This is a genomic window from Streptomyces fractus (genome assembly GCF_049844455.1).
Lineage (GTDB): Bacteria > Actinomycetota > Actinomycetes > Streptomycetales > Streptomycetaceae > Streptomyces > Streptomyces fractus.
In genome coordinates this window covers 7,616,135-7,634,881 of sequence record NZ_JBMYHI010000002.1, presented here as the reverse complement: position 1 = coordinate 7,634,881, position 18,747 = coordinate 7,616,135, and the positions used below count along the sequence as shown (strand labels likewise).

Below are 18,747 nucleotides of genomic sequence, written 5' to 3'. Positions count from 1 at the left end.
GACGGTTGTTCGTGGTTTCAGAACCAACACAGTGGACGCGAGCAACTGAGGACAAGCCCTCGGCCTATTAGTACCGGTCACCTCCACACCTTACGGTGCTTCCAGATCCGGCCTATCAACCCAGTCGTCTACTGGGAGCCTTAACCCCTCAAAGGGGGTGGGAATACTCATCTCGAAGCAGGCTTCCCGCTTAGATGCTTTCAGCGGTTATCCTTTCCGAACGTAGCCAACCAGCCATGCCCTTGGCAGGACAACTGGCACACCAGAGGTTCGTCCGTCCCGGTCCTCTCGTACTAGGGACAGCCCTTCTCAATATTCCTACGCGCACAGAGGATAGGGACCGAACTGTCTCACGACGTTCTAAACCCAGCTCGCGTACCGCTTTAATGGGCGAACAGCCCAACCCTTGGGACCGACTCCAGCCCCAGGATGCGACGAGCCGACATCGAGGTGCCAAACCATCCCGTCGATATGGACTCTTGGGGAAGATCAGCCTGTTATCCCCGGGGTACCTTTTATCCGTTGAGCGACGGCGCTTCCACAAGCCACCGCCGGATCACTAGTCCCGACTTTCGTCCCTGCTCGACCCGTCGGTCTCACAGTCAAGCTCCCTTGTGCACTTACACTCAACACCTGATTACCAACCAGGCTGAGGGAACCTTTGGGCGCCTCCGTTACTCTTTGGGAGGCAACCGCCCCAGTTAAACTACCCATCAGACACTGTCCCTGATCCGGATCACGGACCCAGGTTAGACATCCAGCACGACCAGAGTGGTATTTCAACGACGACTCCCCCTGAACTGGCGTCCAAGGTTCACAGTCTCCCACCTATCCTACACAAGCCGAACCGAACACCAATATCAAACTATAGTAAAGGTCCCGGGGTCTTTCCGTCCTTCTGCGCGAAACGAGCATCTTTACTCGTAGTGCAATTTCACCGGGCCTATGGTTGAGACAGTCGAGAAGTCGTTACGCCATTCGTGCAGGTCGGAACTTACCCGACAAGGAATTTCGCTACCTTAGGATGGTTATAGTTACCACCGCCGTTTACTGGCGCTTAAGTTCTCAGCTTCGCCACACCGAAATGTGACTAACCGGTCCCCTTAACGTTCCAGCACCGGGCAGGCGTCAGTCCGTATACATCGCCTTACGGCTTCGCACGGACCTGTGTTTTTAGTAAACAGTCGCTTCTCGCTGGTCTCTGCGGCCACCCCCAGCTCAGACAGTAAATGTCATCACCAGGAATGGCCCCCCTTCTCCCGAAGTTACGGGGGCATTTTGCCGAGTTCCTTAACCATAGTTCACCCGAACGCCTCGGTATTCTCTACCTGACCACCTGAGTCGGTTTAGGGTACGGGCCGCCATGAAACTCGCTAGAGGCTTTTCTCGACAGCATAGGATCATCCACTTCACCACAATCGGCTCGGCATCAGGTCTCAGCCTTGTGTGCGACGGATTTACCTACCGCACGGCCTACACCCTTACCCCGGGACTACCATCGCCCGGGCTGGACTACCTTCCTGCGTCACCCCATCGCTCACCTACTACCAGCTTGGACCGGCGGCTCCACCACTTTCCATTCCCCGAAGGGTCCGGAACGGCTTCACGGCCTTAGCATCACTGGATTCGATGTCTTTCGCGTCACAGCGGGTACCGGAATATCAACCGGTTATCCATCGACTACGCCTGTCGGCCTCGCCTTAGGTCCCGACTTACCCTGGGCAGATCAGCTTGACCCAGGAACCCTTAGTCAATCGGCGCACACGTTTCTCACGTGTGTATCGCTACTCATGCCTGCATTCTCACTCGTGAACCGTCCACAACTACCTTCCGGTGCTGCTTCACCCGGCACACGACGCTCCCCTACCCATCCACACACCCGTTGGGGCTGTTGTATGAATGACACGACTTCGGCGGTACGCTTGAGCCCCGCTACATTGTCGGCGCGGAATCACTTGACCAGTGAGCTATTACGCACTCTTTCAAGGGTGGCTGCTTCTAAGCCAACCTCCTGGTTGTCTCTGCGACTCCACATCCTTTCCCACTTAGCGTACGCTTAGGGGCCTTAGTCGATGCTCTGGGCTGTTTCCCTCTCGACCATGGAGCTTATCCCCCACAGTCTCACTGCCGTGCTCTCACTTACCGGCATTCGGAGTTTGGCTAAGGTCAGTAACCCGGTAGGGCCCATCGCCTATCCAGTGCTCTACCTCCGGCAAGAAACACACGACGCTGCACCTAAATGCATTTCGGGGAGAACCAGCTATCACGGAGTTTGATTGGCCTTTCACCCCTAACCACAGGTCATCCCCCAGGTTTTCAACCCTGGTGGGTTCGGTCCTCCACGAAGTCTTACCTCCGCTTCAACCTGCCCATGGCTAGATCACTCCGCTTCGGGTCTTGAGCGCGCTACTGAATCGCCCTATTCGGACTCGCTTTCGCTACGGCTTCCCCACACGGGTTAACCTCGCAACACACCGCAAACTCGCAGGCTCATTCTTCAAAAGGCACGCAGTCACGACTGTATGTGCAAGCACATACAGCGACGCTCCCACGGCTTGTAGGCACACGGTTTCAGGTACTATTTCACTCCGCTCCCGCGGTACTTTTCACCATTCCCTCACGGTACTATCCGCTATCGGTCACCAGGGAATATTTAGGCTTAACGGGTGGTCCCGCCAGATTCACACAGGATTTCTCGGGCCCCGTGCTACTTGGGTGTCTCTCAAACGAGCCGCTAATGTTTCGACTACGGGGGTCTTACCCTCTACGCCGGACCTTTCGCATGTCCTTCGCCTACATCAACGGTTTCTTACTCGTCCTGTCGCCGGCAGACGACAGAAGAGAGATCCCACAACCCCGTACACGCAACCCCTGCCGGGTCTCACACGTATACGGTTTGGCCTCATCCAGTTTCGCTCGCCACTACTCCCGGAATCACGGTTGTTTTCTCTTCCTGCGGGTACTGAGATGTTTCACTTCCCCGCGTTCCCTCCACACTGCCTATATATTCAGCAGCGGGTGACAGCCCATGACGACTGCCGGGTTTCCCCATTCGGAAACCCCCGGATCAAAGCCTGGTTGACGACTCCCCGGGGACTATCGTGGCCTCCCACGTCCTTCATCGGTTCCTGGTACCAAGGCATCCACCGTGCGCCCTTAAAAACTTGGCCACAGATGCTCGCGTCCACTGTGCAGTTCTCAAACAACGACCAACCACCCGTCACACACCAAGAACCTTGGCGCTTCACCGGGGCCGGCACTGAAGGATCAGGCTCTACAGCCCGTACCTTCAGATACCCAACAGCGTGCCCGGCCCGACCAGTTCACTCACACGTTCCACGCCGAAGCAGTACTAGTGAAGCCAACCAATCGTGCCGAATAATCAACGTTCCACCCATGAGCAACCACCGTCGAACGTGTGCCGACGTAATGGCCCTGGACCACCGGGCAAGCCCGGCGGCCTAGATGCTCCTTAGAAAGGAGGTGATCCAGCCGCACCTTCCGGTACGGCTACCTTGTTACGACTTCGTCCCAATCGCCAGTCCCACCTTCGACAGCTCCCTCCCACAAGGGGTTGGGCCACCGGCTTCGGGTGTTACCGACTTTCGTGACGTGACGGGCGGTGTGTACAAGGCCCGGGAACGTATTCACCGCAGCAATGCTGATCTGCGATTACTAGCAACTCCAACTTCATGGGGTCGAGTTGCAGACCCCAATCCGAACTGAGACCGACTTTTTGAGATTCGCTCCACCTTGCGGTATCGCAGCTCATTGTATCGGCCATTGTAGCACGTGTGCAGCCCAAGACATAAGGGGCATGATGACTTGACGTCGTCCCCACCTTCCTCCGAGTTGACCCCGGCGGTCTCCTGTGAGTCCCCATCACCCCGAAGGGCATGCTGGCAACACAGAACAAGGGTTGCGCTCGTTGCGGGACTTAACCCAACATCTCACGACACGAGCTGACGACAGCCATGCACCACCTGTACACCGACCACAAGGGGGCGCCCATCTCTGGACGTTTCCGGTGTATGTCAAGCCTTGGTAAGGTTCTTCGCGTTGCGTCGAATTAAGCCACATGCTCCGCTGCTTGTGCGGGCCCCCGTCAATTCCTTTGAGTTTTAGCCTTGCGGCCGTACTCCCCAGGCGGGGCACTTAATGCGTTAGCTGCGGCGCGGACAACGTGGAATGTTGCCCACACCTAGTGCCCACCGTTTACGGCGTGGACTACCAGGGTATCTAATCCTGTTCGCTCCCCACGCTTTCGCTCCTCAGCGTCAGTAATGGCCCAGAGATCCGCCTTCGCCACCGGTGTTCCTCCTGATATCTGCGCATTTCACCGCTACACCAGGAATTCCGATCTCCCCTACCACACTCTAGCTAGCCCGTATCGACTGCAGACTCGGGGTTAAGCCCCGAGCTTTCACAATCGACGTGACAAGCCGCCTACGAGCTCTTTACGCCCAATAATTCCGGACAACGCTTGCGCCCTACGTATTACCGCGGCTGCTGGCACGTAGTTAGCCGGCGCTTCTTCTGCAGGTACCGTCACTTTCGCTTCTTCCCTGCTGAAAGAGGTTTACAACCCGAAGGCCGTCATCCCTCACGCGGCGTCGCTGCATCAGGCTTTCGCCCATTGTGCAATATTCCCCACTGCTGCCTCCCGTAGGAGTCTGGGCCGTGTCTCAGTCCCAGTGTGGCCGGTCGCCCTCTCAGGCCGGCTACCCGTCGTCGCCTTGGTGAGCCATTACCTCACCAACAAGCTGATAGGCCGCGGGCTCATCCTTCACCGCCGGAGCTTTTAACCCCCATCCAGGAGGACAGGAGTGTTATCCGGTATTAGACCTCGTTTCCAAGGCTTGTCCCAGAGTGAAGGGCAGATTGCCCACGTGTTACTCACCCGTTCGCCACTAATCCACCCCGAAAGGCTTCATCGTTCGACTTGCATGTGTTAAGCACGCCGCCAGCGTTCGTCCTGAGCCAGGATCAAACTCTCCGTGAATGTTTCCCCGTGATCGGGGCGACACACACGAGAGCGGAACAGTCGGAGGAATAATCCGACCGTTCACAGCGTCCTCGCTGTGTTTTTTTACAAAGGAACCTCATCCCCAGCAGACGCTGGAGACGGGGTATCAACATATCTGGCGTTGATTTTTGGCACGCTGTTGAGTTCTCAAGGAACGGACGCTTCCTTTGTACTCACCCTCTCGGGCTTTCCTCCGGGCGCTTCCCTTCGGTACTTCTTTGCAGTGTTACTGCGTGTTTCCAACCTTACCAGATCCGTTTTCCGTTCCGTTTCCGGTTCGGATTTCATTTCCGGTGGCCGTTGGAGGGCCTTTGCCTTTCGGCGAGGTCAAACACTATCAGTCTTTTTTCGGCCCGCTTGCCACGTCTCCGCAGGCATGCAGAGATACGCTTCGCAATGGAACTTAGGACTTGATAGATGCTGCCGAGGTGTTGGACGCTCAGTGGCGTCGCTTGCCTCCCTGGCAGAGGTACGACAGTACATCGGGCCCGAGCTTCGGCGCAAATCGTTTGCCCGCGGCCTCTACGTCCGCCAACCGGTACCTCTCGTAGGGAACCGGGACTTTTTATGACTTACGCTTCTGAACAGTACGCCGTCCAGGACAGGCAGTGACGGCGCCCCTGAATCTCCGCCCCCTGGGAGGCTTGCCATGACCAGTGTGACGTCCCCGCTCACCGGACGCGCCATCGGGCTCTCCGCCGTTCCTGACCCGGTCTTCTCCGGTGCGATGGTCGGCCCCGGCTCCGCCATCGACCCCGCGCGCGAGGCGTCCGACGCCGTGGCGCCGGTGGACGGCATCGTGGTGTCCCTTCACCCGCACGCCTTCGTCGTCGTGGATGAGGAAGGCCACGGTGTGCTGACGCACCTGGGCATCGACACCGTCCAGCTCAACGGCGAGGGCTTCGAGCTGCTCGTCAACAAGGGCGACACTGTGCAGCGCGGGCAGTCCGTGGTCCGCTGGGACCCGGCTGCCGTCGAGGCCGCCGGCAAGTCGCCGATCTGCCCGGTCGTCGCCCTCGAGGCCACGGCCGAGTCCCTTTCCGGTGTCGTCGAGGACGGGGACATCAAGGCCGGCGACGCGCTCTTCGGCTGGAAGTGACGCGCCCCGTCACTGACGGCCGGCTGGAAATCAACGCGGCGGCTGTGCTCGCCGCACTATCGGAGACGGGTGAGATGGAGACAACGCTGCGAGGCGTCGGCGTGAGCCACGGTGTGGCGATCGGCGAGGTTCGGCACATGGGGACGGCGGTGCTTGAGCCGCCGGCCAAGCAGATTCCGGCTGAGGACGCCGAGCGCGAACAGGGGCGCGCCCGCCAGGCCGTCGAAGCTGTCGCGGCCGACCTGATGGCGCGCGGCAACCTGGCCGGTGGCGAGGCCCAGGCGGTGCTCGAGGCTCAGGCCATGATCGCCCAGGACCCGGAGCTGATGGCCGACGTCGACCGTCGGGTCGCCGTCGGGAGCACGGCCGAGCGCGGTATCTACGACGCGTTCTCGCACTACCGCGAGCTCCTCGCTGGCGCAGGTGAGTACATGGCGGGCCGCGTCGCGGACCTTGATGACGTGCGGAACCGCATCGTGGCCCGGCTGCTCGGCGTGCCCATGCCCGGCGTTCCGGACAGCGACAAGCCCTATGTGCTCATCGCCCGTGACCTCGCGCCCGCGGACACCGCGCTCCTGGACCCCGCGCTCGTGCTCGGTTTCATCACCGAAGAAGGCGGGCCGACCAGCCACAGCGCGATCCTGGCCCGCGCCCTGGGCGTGCCGGCCGTGGTCGCGCTTCCCGGTGCGGGTGAGCTCGCCGAGGGCACCGTCGTCGCCGTCGACGGCAGCACCGGTGAGATCTTCGTGGACCCCAGTGCGGAGAAGCGGGCCTCGATGGAGGCCGCTGCCGCCGAGCGCAAGGCGGCGCTGGCCGCGTCGACCGGTCCCGGTGCCACCTCTGACGGACACAAGGTGCCGCTGCTCGCCAATGTCGGCGGCCCGGCGGACGTGCCCGCGGCGGTGGAGGCGGGGGCCGAGGGCGTCGGTCTCTTCCGTACCGAGTTCCTCTTCCTGGACGACAGCAAGAACGCTCCTTCCGAGGAGAAGCAGGTCGAGGCGTACCGGCAGGTGCTCGAGGCGTTCCCCGAGGGCCGTGTCGTGGTGCGCGTGCTCGACGCCGGTGCCGACAAGCCCCTGGACTTCCTGACGCCCGGTGACGAGCCCAACCCGGCTCTGGGCGTGCGCGGTCTGCGGACGCTGCTCGACCACCCGGAGGTGCTGCGCACGCAGCTGACCGCGCTGGCGAAGGCTTCCGAGGGCCTCCCGGTGTACCTCGAGGTCATGGCGCCGATGGTGGCCGACCGCGCCGACGCCAAGGCGTTCGCCGATGCCTGCCGTGAGGCCGGTCTGCAGGCGAAGTTCGGCGCGATGGTGGAGATTCCGTCCGCCGCGCTGCGTGCCCGGTCGGTGTTGCAGGAGGTCGAGTTCCTGTCGCTCGGCACCAACGACCTGGCCCAGTACACGTTCGCCGCCGACCGTCAGGTCGGTGCCGTGTCGCGTCTGCAGGACCCGTGGCAGCCCGCGCTGCTCGACCTGGTCGCGCTGTCCGCGGTCGCGGCGAAGGCCGAGGGCAAGAGCTGCGGCGTCTGCGGTGAGGCCGCGTCCGACCCGCTGCTGGCGTGCGTCCTGACCGGTCTGGGTGTCACCTCCCTCTCGATGGGTGCCGCTTCGATTCCGTACGTGCGGTCGACGCTCGGCAAGTACACGCTGGCCCAGTGCGAGCGTGCGGCCGCTGCCGCACGTGCCGCGGAGTCGGCGGAGGAAGCGCGCAACGCGGCTCAGGCCGTGCTGTCCGGCGAGTAACCGGGCACGACCGCTCCCTTTCGGAGGGCGCTCCGCCTTTGGGCGGGGCGCCCTCCGCGCTTGTCCGCGGGATTCAGTGCAGGTGCTTCCCGTCCGGTTGCGTGTCGTCCACTTCTGGTGCGGTGCAGTAGTTCACGCCGGGTTCCGGGGCGGACAGGTCGCCGGAGTCCGCGTCGGTGCAGTAGGCGTCGAAGACCCGTCCTCCGGGGATCGGTCGGAGTCCTTCGTCCTTCAGGTGCCAGCCGCAGACGCGGTCTTCCTTGCCGGGGACCGAGCTGCGCACGATGACCGCGCTGGCGCGCCGGGTGACGATCGCCAGCGCCAGTACGGCCGTGACCTCCATGGCCGCGGACTCGTCGACCTTGACCGTGTCGGGTTCCGTGGCGTCCACGTGCAGGACGGCGTTGAGGGACTCCCTGTCGGTGAGCGCGCTGCACACCCAGTGGTGCGCTCCCTCACCGAGGGCGTCGATCACCCGGGAGACCAGGTGGGAGGCCCTGGCGAAGGCCATGTGTCCGACGTCCTGCCCGCACACGGCGCATGCCCCTGTCCGGGACAGGACGGACGTCGCGAACTCCCAGGTCGCTTGGCGGACCGCCTCTTCCACGAGTTCGGGGACGAGGTCGGCCATGGGCTGTCCCTGGTAGGCGACCACGGGTCCTGACGCGGCGAGTTCGGCGGTGAATCGCGTACGGCTGACCGCGCTGTCCGGGTCAAGGCCCTCCGCCTTGCAGAAATCCGTGAACTCGGCCGGGTCGAAGAGCGTGACCGTGGTGTACCCGCCGGCCGCGGCCTGGGATTTGAGCAGCCCTTCCACTTGGCGCAGGTACGTCGTGTGGTCGTCGAAGGTGAAGGTGCGGTAGAGCCGCATCGCCTGGAAGTCCTGCTCGTCGGCCAACAGGCCGATGGTTCCCGCCACTTCACGGCGCAGGCCGCGCCGCGTGCTGATCGTCCGGCTGTGCTGAATGTGCCCCATGATTCCCCCTGAGTGCGCTTGAACGATGCTCACTCAGAGTAATCGGGGGCACTGACAACGCCACGTTCGGTGACGGCGCGCTGCCGGTTTCGGGCGGTCGGTCAGGCTCGCTTGCGGGCGATCTCCTCGTAGAACTTGAGCAGTTCGAGGTTGTCGATGGAGCCTGGGTTGACCGCCTTTTCCAGCGGCGTGCCCGAGAGCAGGCGCTTGACGGGCACCTCGATGCGCTTGCCGGTGAGGGTGTGCGGGACGCCGGGGGCTTCGATGATCTCGTCGGGCACGTGGCGCGGCGAGAGCTGTTCGCGGATGACCTGCTTGATGCGGGAGCGGAGCGCGTCGTCGAGGGTGGCGCCCGGAGCGAGGTGGACGAAGAGGGGCATCCAGTAGCCGCCGTCGGGCTGTTCCAGGCCGATGACGAGCGATTCCCGGATCTCGGGGAGTCGCTCCACCGCCTCATAGATGTCGGCCGACCCCATGCGGACGCCCTGGCGGTTGAGCGTGGAGTCGGAGCGGCCGTGGATGACGACAGAGCCGTGCGAGGTCAGCGTGATCCAGTCGCCGTGGCGCCAGACTCCGGGGTAGGTGTCGAAGTAGCTGTCGTGGTACCTAGTGCCGTCGGGGTCGTTCCAGAAGCGGATCGGCATGGACGGCATCGGGTTGGTGACGACGAGCTCGCCGACCTCGTCGGTCAGCGGGTCCCCGGCGGGGTCCCAGGCCTGGAGGTCCGTGCCGAGGCCGGGCGCCTGCAGTTCGCCGATGTGGACGGGGAGCGTCGGCACGGCTCCGGCGAAGCAGGAGCAGACGTCGGTGCCGCCGCTGACGGAGGCGATCCACAGGTCGCCTCGCACCTCGTCGTGGAGCCAGCGGAAGCCGTCCGGGGGGAGCGGGGAGCCCGTGGTGGCGACGCACTTGACGCGGGACAGGTCGTGGTCGCGTGCGGGGTGCACGTCCGCCTTGCGGCAGGCCATGACGTACGCGGCGGACGTACCGAAGAGGGTCGCGCCCGTACGTTCGGCGATCGCCCACTGGGCGCCGGTCTCGGGGTATCCGGGGCTGCCGTCGTAGGTGACGATCGTGGTCCCGGTGAGCAGGCCGCCGATGAGGAAGTTCCACATCATCCAGCCCGTGGAGGTGTACCAGAAGAAGCGGTCGTCGGGGCCGAGGTCGCAGTGCAGGCCGATCTGCTTGAGGTGCTCGACGAGGATGCCGCCCTGCGACTGCACGATGGCCTTGGGCAGGCCAGTGGTGCCAGAGGAGTAGAGCACCCACAGGGGATGGTCGAAGGGCACTTCCTCGAAGACGGGCGTGACGTCGGCGGAGGTGAGGTCCGACCATTCCAGGGCACCATCGGGTGCCTCGGTCCCGAGGAGCGGGATGTGCACCACCGCGCGCAGGGACGGCAGTTCGTTGCGGAGTTCCTGCACGGTGTCGCGGCGGTCGTGCTCCTTGCCGCCGTAGCGGTAGCCGTCGACCGTGAACAGGACCACGGGCTCCACCTGCTGGAAGCGGTCCAGGACGCTGCGTGCGCCGAAGTCGGGGGCGCAGGACGTCCACACGGCTCCGACGGCCGCCGTGGCGAGGAGGGCGGCGACGGCCTCGGGGATGTTCGGCAGATAGCCGCTGACGCGGTCTCCGGGGCGTACTCCGAGGGCGCGCAGTTGTGCGGCCAGTGAGCCGACCTGGCCGCGCAGCTCGGTCCAGGTGACGGGGCGGGGTTCATGCGTCTCGTCGACGTGGAGGATCGCCGGGGTGTCCGCGCGCGCGGGGTCGTCCGCCGTGCGCAGGGCGTGCGCGGCGTAGTTGAGCGTGGCGCCGGGGAACCACTCGGCGCCGGGCATGTCGCGGTTGCCGAGTACGCGCGTGTACGGGTGCGTGAAGCGCACGTCGAACCACTCGGTGACGGCCTTCCAGAACGTTTCGAGTTCGGTGACCGACCAGCGGTGCAGCGCCTCGTAGCCGCCGTCGGCGGGCGCGCCGTGCCGCTCGGCCGCCCAGGCCTGGAACCGTGTGATCTGCGCGTCGGCGATCTGCTGGCGATCGGGCTGCCAGAGCGGTGACGGGTTCACGGTGGGCATGATGCGGCTCCAGGAAGTACGTGCGCGGCGTGTGCCGCCTCGGCGCGCACCGCGGAGTGTGCGCTTGACGCGGCTCACTGGACGATGCCACGTGATCGACTTCGGCACCAGGGTGTATCCCACATAGTCGGGCTAGCGAAGATGTGGTGGCACCACGGATGAACGGCAGTTGAACGAGGCACGCACGCGTGCGCCTCGGTGGCAGGGTGAGCAGCATGGATGGTCGTGACCTGGTGCGCTTGGCGAAGGCGGTCTCGTCCGTGGGGTCGGCCCATGGGCTGCGCTCCGTTCGGGCGTCGTGGCGGCACCTTCGCGCGGACTCCGTGGGCCTGCCCCGGCGGGGCGTCGAGCGGGCCCGGACCCCGGGCGCCGTGGTGGATGCGACGCCCGAACCGGGCGGCGGTGTGGTGCGGTTCACGCGATCCCGGTTGCGCATCACCGTCACCGTGAGCGGTGCCCTCTTCTGGGGCTGGGACGGAGCCGAACCCGAGCCCTCGTACGCGCTGGCCGGGATCTGCCCGGAGGCGGACCCTCGGGCGTCGCTCGAGCCGGACAAGGACGGCGGATGGCGGGTGGTCTCCGAGCGGGCGACCGTCGTGGTCTCGCGGCACGGCGCTCTGGAGGTGCGCACGCCGGGCGGGGTCCTGCTGCGCCGCGATCTTCCGCCCCGGTGGTGGGAGCCGGAGGACGGCGGTGAGGCGCGCTGGGCGCAGCGGACCGAGGTCTCCGCCGACGCGCGCTTCTTCGGCCTCGGAGGCCGTGCGTCGGGCCCGCGGCTGCGTGACGCGACGTATCGGTTGTGGAACACGGACCCCGGCCGTTCGTTCGGCCGCCAGGACGATCCGTTGTCGCTCACGATGCCGGTGCAGGTGGTGGTCGCGGACGCGGGGACGCATCTGGTGTTCCACGACAACACGTGGGACGGCACCGTCAGCCTCCGAGAGGGCAGCGAGGGGGCGGGCTCCGGGCACGACTGTGCCGGGATGTCCGAATTGCGCATGGACGGTGGCCCGTTGCGCTGTTGGGTGATGGTGGGCACGCCCGCGCGCGTGCTGAACGTCTGGTCGCAGCTGACCGGCGCGCCGGTCGTGCCGCCGGGCTGGGCGCTGGGCCACCAGCACGCGCGTAGGGGCTTCGGGAGCGAGGAGGAGGTGCGTCGCGTCGTCGCGGGCTACAAGGAGCGCGATCTGCCCCTGGAGGCCGTCCATCTGGACATCGATCACTTCACGGCGGGCGAGATCTTCACCGTCGATCGTGAGCGGTTTCCGTCCATGCCCCGGCTGGCCGAACAGTTGCGCGGCGAGGGCGTCCGGCTGGTGTCGATCGTCGAACCGGCGGTGCAGGCACAGCCCGGCAACGCCCTGTACGACGGCGGGCAGGCGATCGACGCCTTTGTGCGGGACGCGGCGGGCCGGCCCGTGCGCGGGGTCGTGCGGCCGGGTGAGTCGATGTATCCGGACTTCACGGCGGAGCGGGTGCGCAAGTGGTGGGGCGGCCTGTACGAGGAGCGTCTCGCGCAGGGTTTCTCGGGCTTCTGGCACGACATGAACGAGCCGGTGTCCTTCGCCGCCTTCGGTGAGCCCACGCTCCCCCGGTCGTCCCGTCACGCCGTCGAGGGGCGGGGCGGTGACCATCGGGAGGCGCACAACGTGTACGCGCTGTGCATGGCACGGGCCGGCTACGAGGGGCTGCGCGAACTGCAGCCGCAGGAGCGGCCCTTCCTGTTCTCCCGGTCCGGCTGGGTGGGGCTGCAGCGCTACGGAGGAACGTGGTCCGGTGACATCGCCACCGGGTGGGACGGTCTTCGCTCCTCGCTGTCGTCGGTGATGGGGCTCGGGTTGTGCGGGGTGCCGTACTCCGGGCCCGATGTGGGCGGGTTCGACGGGAAACCGTCACCGGAACTGTTCTTGCGGTGGTTCCAGCTGGGCGCCTATATGCCGCTGTTCCGTACGCGTTCGGCGCTGCGGGCGGGTCGGCGCGAGCCCTGGACGTTCGGCGAGGAGGTGCTCGCGCACGCGCGCGTGGCGCTGGAGGAGCGGCGTCGCCTCTCTCCGTACTTCCTGGCTCTCGCGCATGTCGCCCGGCGCACCGGCGCCCCGTATGTGCGGCCTCTGTGGTGGGGGGCTCCGGAGGACCGGGCTCTGCGTGACTGCGAGGACGCGTTCTTGTTGGGCGACTGCCTGTTGGTCGCCCCCGTCCTGGAGCAGGGGGCCGTCCGCCGAGCCGTTCAGCTGCCGCCAGGGCGCTGGTACGACACGGCGACCGGCGAAGCCTTCAATGGGCCCGGACAGGTCACTGTGGACGCCCCCTTGTCGCGTATTCCGGTGCTCGCGCGTGGCGGTTCGGTTCTGCCTGTGCGCGATGCGGGCGGGGACATCGCCCTGGAGGCGTGGGCGCCGGCGCCAGGACGTGCGGGCGGCGGTCACGTGGCCCGGGACGCCGGGGACGGTTGGGAGGAGCCGGAGATCGAGCGGTTCCGGGTGCGCTGGAGCAAGGGGCACGTGGTCGTCGAGGCGGACCGGGAGGACGGTGAGGTCGAACCGCCGTACCCGGTGCGGGTGCGCGGCCTGTGACCGTCGTTCCGCGCAGGGGCGCGCCGGCCTCCCACGGGGGCGTGGCTCCTACAGGTAGCGGCCCTCGAACCAGGCCTTCACGGCCAACGTGTGGAGGGGAAAGGCCAGTTCGGCCGGGCGGCGCAGGAGGTGCCAGCCGTCCGTCTCGTCCGTGACCACGCTGGTGGGCAGGAATCCCGCCGGGCGTTCGGGCAGGAGGCCGAAGAGCAGGAGGTGGCCGTCCGGGGCGCTCATGGCGTCCACGAGGCGCACGTCGCGTGCCGCGGCGACGATGCCCGTCTCCTCCTGGAGTTCACGGACGACGGCTCGGCGCCAGTCCTCCCGGTCGTCGATGAAGCCGCCTGGCAGTGCGGGCTCCCCGCGCGCGGGGGCGATGGTGCGCGTGATCGCGACGAGGGCTGTGCCCACCGTGTCGTACACCGGTTGCAGGGCGATGGCCACGGGGAGCGGGTTGCGATAGGCGACGGAGTCGCAGGACCGGCAGGTTCGCGGCCAGCCATGCGTCTCGGCCCCGTAGGCGGCCCCACAGCTCGAACAGTGGGAATCCGGAACGGGGTTGACCGTGGAGTGGGTTGATGCGGGCACGGCGCGGACTGTATCCGATCACTCGGCCGCGGTCTTCCCCGGTGGGCCCGGCTCCTGATAGACGCTGATCCATGAATCGAGCCACCACCGCTCTGCGGAAACTCGCCGCCCTGACCGCCGCCGCGCTGCTCGGCGTGGCCGCGGCCCCCTCGGCCGCCCATGCGACGCCCGATCCCAAGGCTCCGAAGGATTTCGTGGCACTCCATGACGTGGACCCCACGATCATCCAGGAAATGCGCTACTACACGCAGCACGACTTCATGGGTGAGCCGGTCGACGGCTACAAGAAGCCGATGTGCCTCCTCACGAGACCGGCCGCGAAGGCGCTGCACAAGGCGCAGATCGGCCTCCTGAAGGAGGGCTACTCCCTGAAGGTGTACGACTGTTACCGACCGCAGCGCGCGGTCGACCATTTCGTCCGCTGGGCGAAGGATCTCGACGACCAGAAGATGAAGGCGGAGTTCTACCCGCGCGTCGACAAGACGCGCCTGTTCGCGGACGGCTACATCGCGGAGAAGTCCGGCCACAGCCGTGGCTCCACCCTGGATCTGACCGTCGTGAAGATGCCCGCCCGGCCCACGCGCCCCTACGTGCCCGGGGAGAAACTCACGCCCTGCTACGGGCCGAAGGCGGAGCGCTTCCCCGACAACTCGCTGGACATGGGGACCGGGTTCGACTGCTTCGACACGCTCGCCCATACCGACGATCCGCGCGTCCAGGGCGTACAGCGGGCCAACCGGGACCTGCTGCGGGACGCGCTCGGCGCGCAGGGGTTCGTCAATCTGCCTGAGGAGTGGTGGCACTACACCTACAAGCCCGAGCTCTACCCGGACACGTACTTCGACTTCCCGATCTCCAGGAGGTCGCTGACCGGGCGGTGATGTCGCGGGCGCGACCGGAAGCACCCCCGTGGATCCCGGTCGCGCCCTCACCGATCACGGACGCCGGCGGGACGCGGACGGTTCTGCGGGACCCCTGACGTCATTCGGTTCCCCGTGGCACACTTCTGACGTTCCGTCAGATTCATTGCCGGGGAGGAACTGTGGCGCGTACGCGTACACCTGTCGTGGCCGACTGGTTCAGCGGAGAGGGGGACGAGTTCCGCCTGCTGGGCACGCGCTGTTCCGCGTGTGCGTCGGTGTTCTTTCCGCGTGAGGACGGGGCGTGCCGCAACCCCGCCTGTGCGGGCGGCGAGCTGGTGGAACAGCCCTTGTCGCGGCGCGGGCGCGTCTGGTCGTACACGGACGCCAGGTACCGACCACCGGAACCGTATGTGTCGGATCGGGAACTTCCGTGGCAGCCCTACGCGTTGATCGCTGTGGAGCTTGAGGCCGAGCGATTGGTCGTGCTCGGCCAGGGAGCTCCGGGCGTCCGCGTGGCCGATCTCGCGGTCGGCATGGAGGTGGAGGTCGTACCGGGCGTGCTCAACGAGGAGGGGGACGACGAGACCGGGACGACGTGGACGACGTGGCACTGGCGGCCGACGGGGGTGGCGGCATGACGGGGGACGTGGCGGTTCTGGGTGCGGGCATGCATCCGTGGGGGAAGTGGGGACGCAGCTTCGTCGAATACGGGGCGGCAGCGGCGCGGGCCGCGCTCGCCGACGCCGGCGTCGACTGGTGCGACGTGGGCTCGATCGTCGGAGCGGACACGGTGCGCGGCGGCTATCCCGGATACGTGGCGGGGGCGACGTTCGCGAAGGCCCTCGGGTGGCAGGGCGCGCGCGTGGCCAGCGTCTACGCGGCCTGCGCTTCGGGGGCCCAGGCGGTCAACACGGCGCGGGCGCAGATCCTTTCGGGGCTCGCGGACCTCGTGCTCGTCGTGGGTGCCGACGCCGCGCCCAAGGGGTTCTTCAAGCCCGCGGGCGGCGACCGGCCCGACGACCCCGACTGGTTGCGCTTCCGCGCGCTCGGGGCGACCAACCCGACGTACTTCGGCCTGTACGCGCGCCGGCGCATGGCCGTGCACGGGGACACGCTCGAGGACTTCGCCCAGGTCAAGGTGAAGAACGCCGCCTCCGGAGCACTGAACCCGAACGCACGCTACCGCAAGACGGTGACGGCCGAGGAGGTCGCCGCCTCCGCCGTGGTCGCCGATCCGCTGCGCCTGCTCGACATCTGCGCCACGTCCGACGGCGGTGCGGCGCTGGTGCTGTCCAGCATGGAGTTCGCACGACGGCACGGAGCCTCGGACCCCGTCCGCATCCGGGCCGTGTCGACGGTGACGCCGACGTACCCGAACACCGTTCTCGACCTCCCGGACATCGCCACGGACTCGGCCGCCGGGGTCGCGTCCGAAGGCCCCACATTCCGCGCCTCGATCGCCCGGGCCGCCTACGAAGAGGCGGGGGTCGGCCCCGAGGACCTGTCCCTTGCGGAGGTCTACGACCTGTCCACGGCCTTGGAGTTGCAGTGGTACGAGGACCTCGGGCTGTGCGGCGAGGGTGAGGGCGCGAAGCTGCTGAGGGACGGCGCGACCGCACCCGGCGGGCGAATACCCGTGAACAGCAGCGGTGGACTCGCGTCCTTCGGGGAGGCGGTTCCGGCGCAGGCGATCGCCCAGGTCTGCGAGCTGACGTGGCAGTTGCGGGGTGCGGCGGGCGACCGGCAGGTGGCCGGGGCCAGGGCCGGCATCACCGCCAACCAGGGCCTGTTCGGGCACGGTTCGTCGGTCGTGGCGGTGCGCTGACCGCCGGTCGCGCGTACGCTGCGTGGCCGTGCTGGAATGCTGCGTGAACAGCGTGTGAACCGGCCCTGGTGGTGCCCGTGTGACGCCATCATGCTGGCGTGCACACCTGGCCGGACAGCCTCCGCTTCGCCTTCCAGCCCGTGGTCAATCTGGCCACGGGATCGGCCGCCGCTCTGGAGATCCTCGCCCGCCCCGAGTCGGGTGATGTGCTCGCGCGGGCGCATCGCGATCCCGAACTCGACGGGGATCTCGCCGCATTGGCGATCCGCGACGCCGCGCGCAGGGAGACACTGCTGCCGCTGCACGTGAACGTGTTCGCGGGCACCCTCGCCGACCTGGGCGGACTTGATGCGCTTCGGCGCGCGGTGCAGGATGCGGGCCGTCTGCCGTGGGAGGTAACCGTCGATGTGGGGCCGCCGTTCACGCACGTCCCGCACCGCGCTCTCCTGGAGGGCGTCGCGGCGCTGCGCAAGGAGGGTTTCCGGGTCTGTGCCGATGGCGTGGGCGACGGCGACCTGCCCCTGCGGCTGCTCGACGATCTCGCGCCGGACCTGATCAAGCTCGACGCCTCGCTGCTGTCGCGCGGGGCGACGGTGCGGGCCATGCGGACGCTGTGCGAGGAGATCGGTGCGCTGCTCGCGGTCGAGGGCGTGGAGAGCGAGACCCAGTGCAGGGCGGCCCGGGACGCAGGGGCGCAGCTCGCGCAGGGCAACCTGTTCGCGCCCGCGGCCCGGCTGCCGATCTCCGAGGTGTACGTGCCCGAACTGCCCCCGGCCGTCGGCTCGTCGAGGACGGCCGGGCCGCTGGTGCGGGACTTCGTGCGGCCCGCGGCGCTGCTGCCCGATTCGGCGTCGGCGGAGCAGGTGCGGCGGCGGCTCACCGGGGCGGGCGAGGTGACCGGGGTGCTGCTCGTCGACGCCGCCGGGGTGCCGGTGCGGTCGGTGCAGCGGGACCGCTTCCTGCTGTCGCTGTCCACGCGCTACGGGCACGCGCTGTACGCCGACCGGCCCGCCGCGCGGCTCGGCGACCGGCCGCGCACGGTGGGCGTCACGGCGACCGCCTGGGAGGTGCTCGACGTGGTCGCGGACGGCGAGCACGCCCGCACCGCCGACGACGTCGCCGTGGTGGACGACTACGGGCGCTGCGTCGGCGTCGTACGCCTCACCGACCTCGTGCGGGCACTCGCCGAGAGCCGGGTAGAGGAGGCCGCCGGGCTCAACCCGCTGACGCGGTTGCCGGGTTCGGACGCCGTGACGGGCGAGCTGGACCGCTGGGTGGCGCAGGGCCGCGGCTTCGCCCTGACCTGGCTGGACATCGACGGATTCAAGCAGGTCAACGATGGCGCGGGGTTCGCGGCGGGAGACGAGCTGATCCGTTCGGTGGGGCAGGCCCTCGCGCGTGCGGCGTCGGAGTCCGTACGGGTGGGACACATCGGAGGTGACGACTTCCTGGTCCTGGCCGATCCGGAGCGGATCGGTCCGCTCGCTGCCGCCATGCTCGACGCCCCCTGGTCCGCGGGCGGCAGGGCGGTGACGCTGTCGCTGGCCACCGTGGTGTGCCCGCCCGGCAGCGTGCACGACCACAGACAGGCGGCCGCACTGCTCGCTCCGCTGAAGAAAGCCGCGAAGTCGCTCACCGGGGCGAGTTGGGTCTGCGCTCAAGCGGGGCGCGAAGGCTTCGACGTGCGCCGCGGCGCACGACCCACGACTGCCGCGCGCGACCGGAGAGGAGCGCCGGCCACCGGTTAACCGTTGCGGTCCACGACCTTGACGCTCCACTACGGCCGGTGAACACTTCCGGGTGTCAGTCGGCATCGCCGCAAATCGGCCCACCGCTGCTCGGGGCCCTTCCTGCCCCAGGTGCGCATTCCTGCCGGGTTGCGGCAGGTCAGGGCCGCTCCCCCACGTGTGGTTCCGACTGTGCGGGCACGCTCGTCACGGACGCCGGGCGGGGCGCGGGACTTCCCTGCCTACGGCAGCC

At 67.0% G+C, this 18,747-nt stretch carries 10 protein-coding genes and 2 rRNA genes; 7 read left to right on the top strand and 5 right to left on the bottom strand.

Annotation, left to right across the window (positions count from 1 at the left end; translation table 11 throughout):
* Nucleotides 1–47 precede the first annotated feature (47 nt).
* Nucleotides 48–3,170: ribosomal RNA gene (locus ACP4E5_RS36600) — 23S ribosomal RNA — on the bottom strand.
* A 306-nt stretch (nucleotides 3,171–3,476) separates the two neighbouring features.
* Nucleotides 3,477–5,002, bottom strand: a 16S ribosomal RNA gene (locus tag ACP4E5_RS36595).
* The 16S and 23S rRNA genes sit together here, the layout of an rRNA operon.
* Before the next feature lie 673 nt (nucleotides 5,003–5,675).
* Between ACP4E5_RS36595 and ACP4E5_RS36590 the strand changes: the two genes are divergently transcribed.
* Nucleotides 5,676–6,125 (top strand): PTS sugar transporter subunit IIA, encoded by a 450-nt coding sequence (locus ACP4E5_RS36590; protein WP_351339448.1) that lies wholly within the window; start codon nucleotides 5,676–5,678, stop codon nucleotides 6,123–6,125.
* 74 nt (nucleotides 6,126–6,199) lie between these two features.
* The gene (ptsP, locus tag ACP4E5_RS36585) at nucleotides 6,200–7,870 is read left to right on the top strand and encodes a phosphoenolpyruvate--protein phosphotransferase (RefSeq protein WP_425836416.1); all 1,671 of its coding nucleotides are present in this window, start codon (nucleotides 6,200–6,202) and stop codon (nucleotides 7,868–7,870) included.
* Nucleotides 7,871–7,943: 73 nt separating this feature from the next.
* Here the strand turns inward: ptsP and ACP4E5_RS36580 are convergent, their stop codons facing one another.
* Both ACP4E5_RS36580 and ACP4E5_RS36575 read right to left on the bottom strand, forming a co-directional pair.
* A complete protein-coding gene (locus ACP4E5_RS36580) occupies nucleotides 7,944–8,846 on the bottom strand; it encodes a hypothetical protein (RefSeq protein ID WP_425836413.1) in 903 nt (300 codons plus the stop codon).
* 101 nt (nucleotides 8,847–8,947) lie between these two features.
* Nucleotides 8,948–10,921: an acetoacetate--CoA ligase gene (locus tag ACP4E5_RS36575; RefSeq protein ID WP_425836411.1), complete on the bottom strand. Its 1,974-nt coding sequence runs from the start codon at nucleotides 10,919–10,921 to the stop codon at nucleotides 8,948–8,950.
* Between the two features lie 215 nt (nucleotides 10,922–11,136).
* On the opposite strand from ACP4E5_RS36575, the gene ACP4E5_RS36570 reads away from it, so the two are divergent.
* A complete protein-coding gene (locus ACP4E5_RS36570; RefSeq protein ID WP_425836408.1) occupies nucleotides 11,137–13,494 on the top strand; it encodes a glycoside hydrolase family 31 protein in 2,358 nt (785 codons plus the stop codon).
* Nucleotides 13,495–13,542: 48 nt separating this feature from the next.
* Here the strand turns inward: ACP4E5_RS36570 and ACP4E5_RS36565 are convergent, their stop codons facing one another.
* Complete coding sequence (locus ACP4E5_RS36565) at nucleotides 13,543–14,079, bottom strand: NUDIX domain-containing protein (RefSeq protein ID WP_425836405.1); 537 nt, start codon at nucleotides 14,077–14,079, stop codon at nucleotides 13,543–13,545.
* 71 nt (nucleotides 14,080–14,150) lie between these two features.
* Between ACP4E5_RS36565 and ACP4E5_RS36560 the strand changes: the two genes are divergently transcribed.
* From ACP4E5_RS36560 to ACP4E5_RS36545, 4 genes are all read left to right on the top strand, one after another.
* Nucleotides 14,151–14,960, top strand: coding sequence for a M15 family metallopeptidase (locus tag ACP4E5_RS36560; protein ID WP_425836403.1), 810 nt, complete (start codon nucleotides 14,151–14,153; stop codon nucleotides 14,958–14,960).
* 161 nt (nucleotides 14,961–15,121) lie between these two features.
* A complete protein-coding gene (locus ACP4E5_RS36555) occupies nucleotides 15,122–15,580 on the top strand; it encodes a Zn-ribbon domain-containing OB-fold protein (protein ID WP_425836400.1) in 459 nt (152 codons plus the stop codon).
* Complete coding sequence (locus tag ACP4E5_RS36550; RefSeq protein WP_425841942.1) at nucleotides 15,577–16,767, top strand: lipid-transfer protein; 1,191 nt, start codon at nucleotides 15,577–15,579, stop codon at nucleotides 16,765–16,767. Before ACP4E5_RS36555 ends, ACP4E5_RS36550 begins: the two co-directional genes overlap by 4 nt.
* 98 nt (nucleotides 16,768–16,865) lie before the next feature.
* Entirely contained in the window at nucleotides 16,866–18,515 is a 1,650-nt protein-coding gene (locus ACP4E5_RS36545) for an EAL domain-containing protein (RefSeq protein ID WP_425836397.1), read from the top strand.
* The last annotated feature ends 232 nt before the right edge of the window (nucleotides 18,516–18,747 follow it).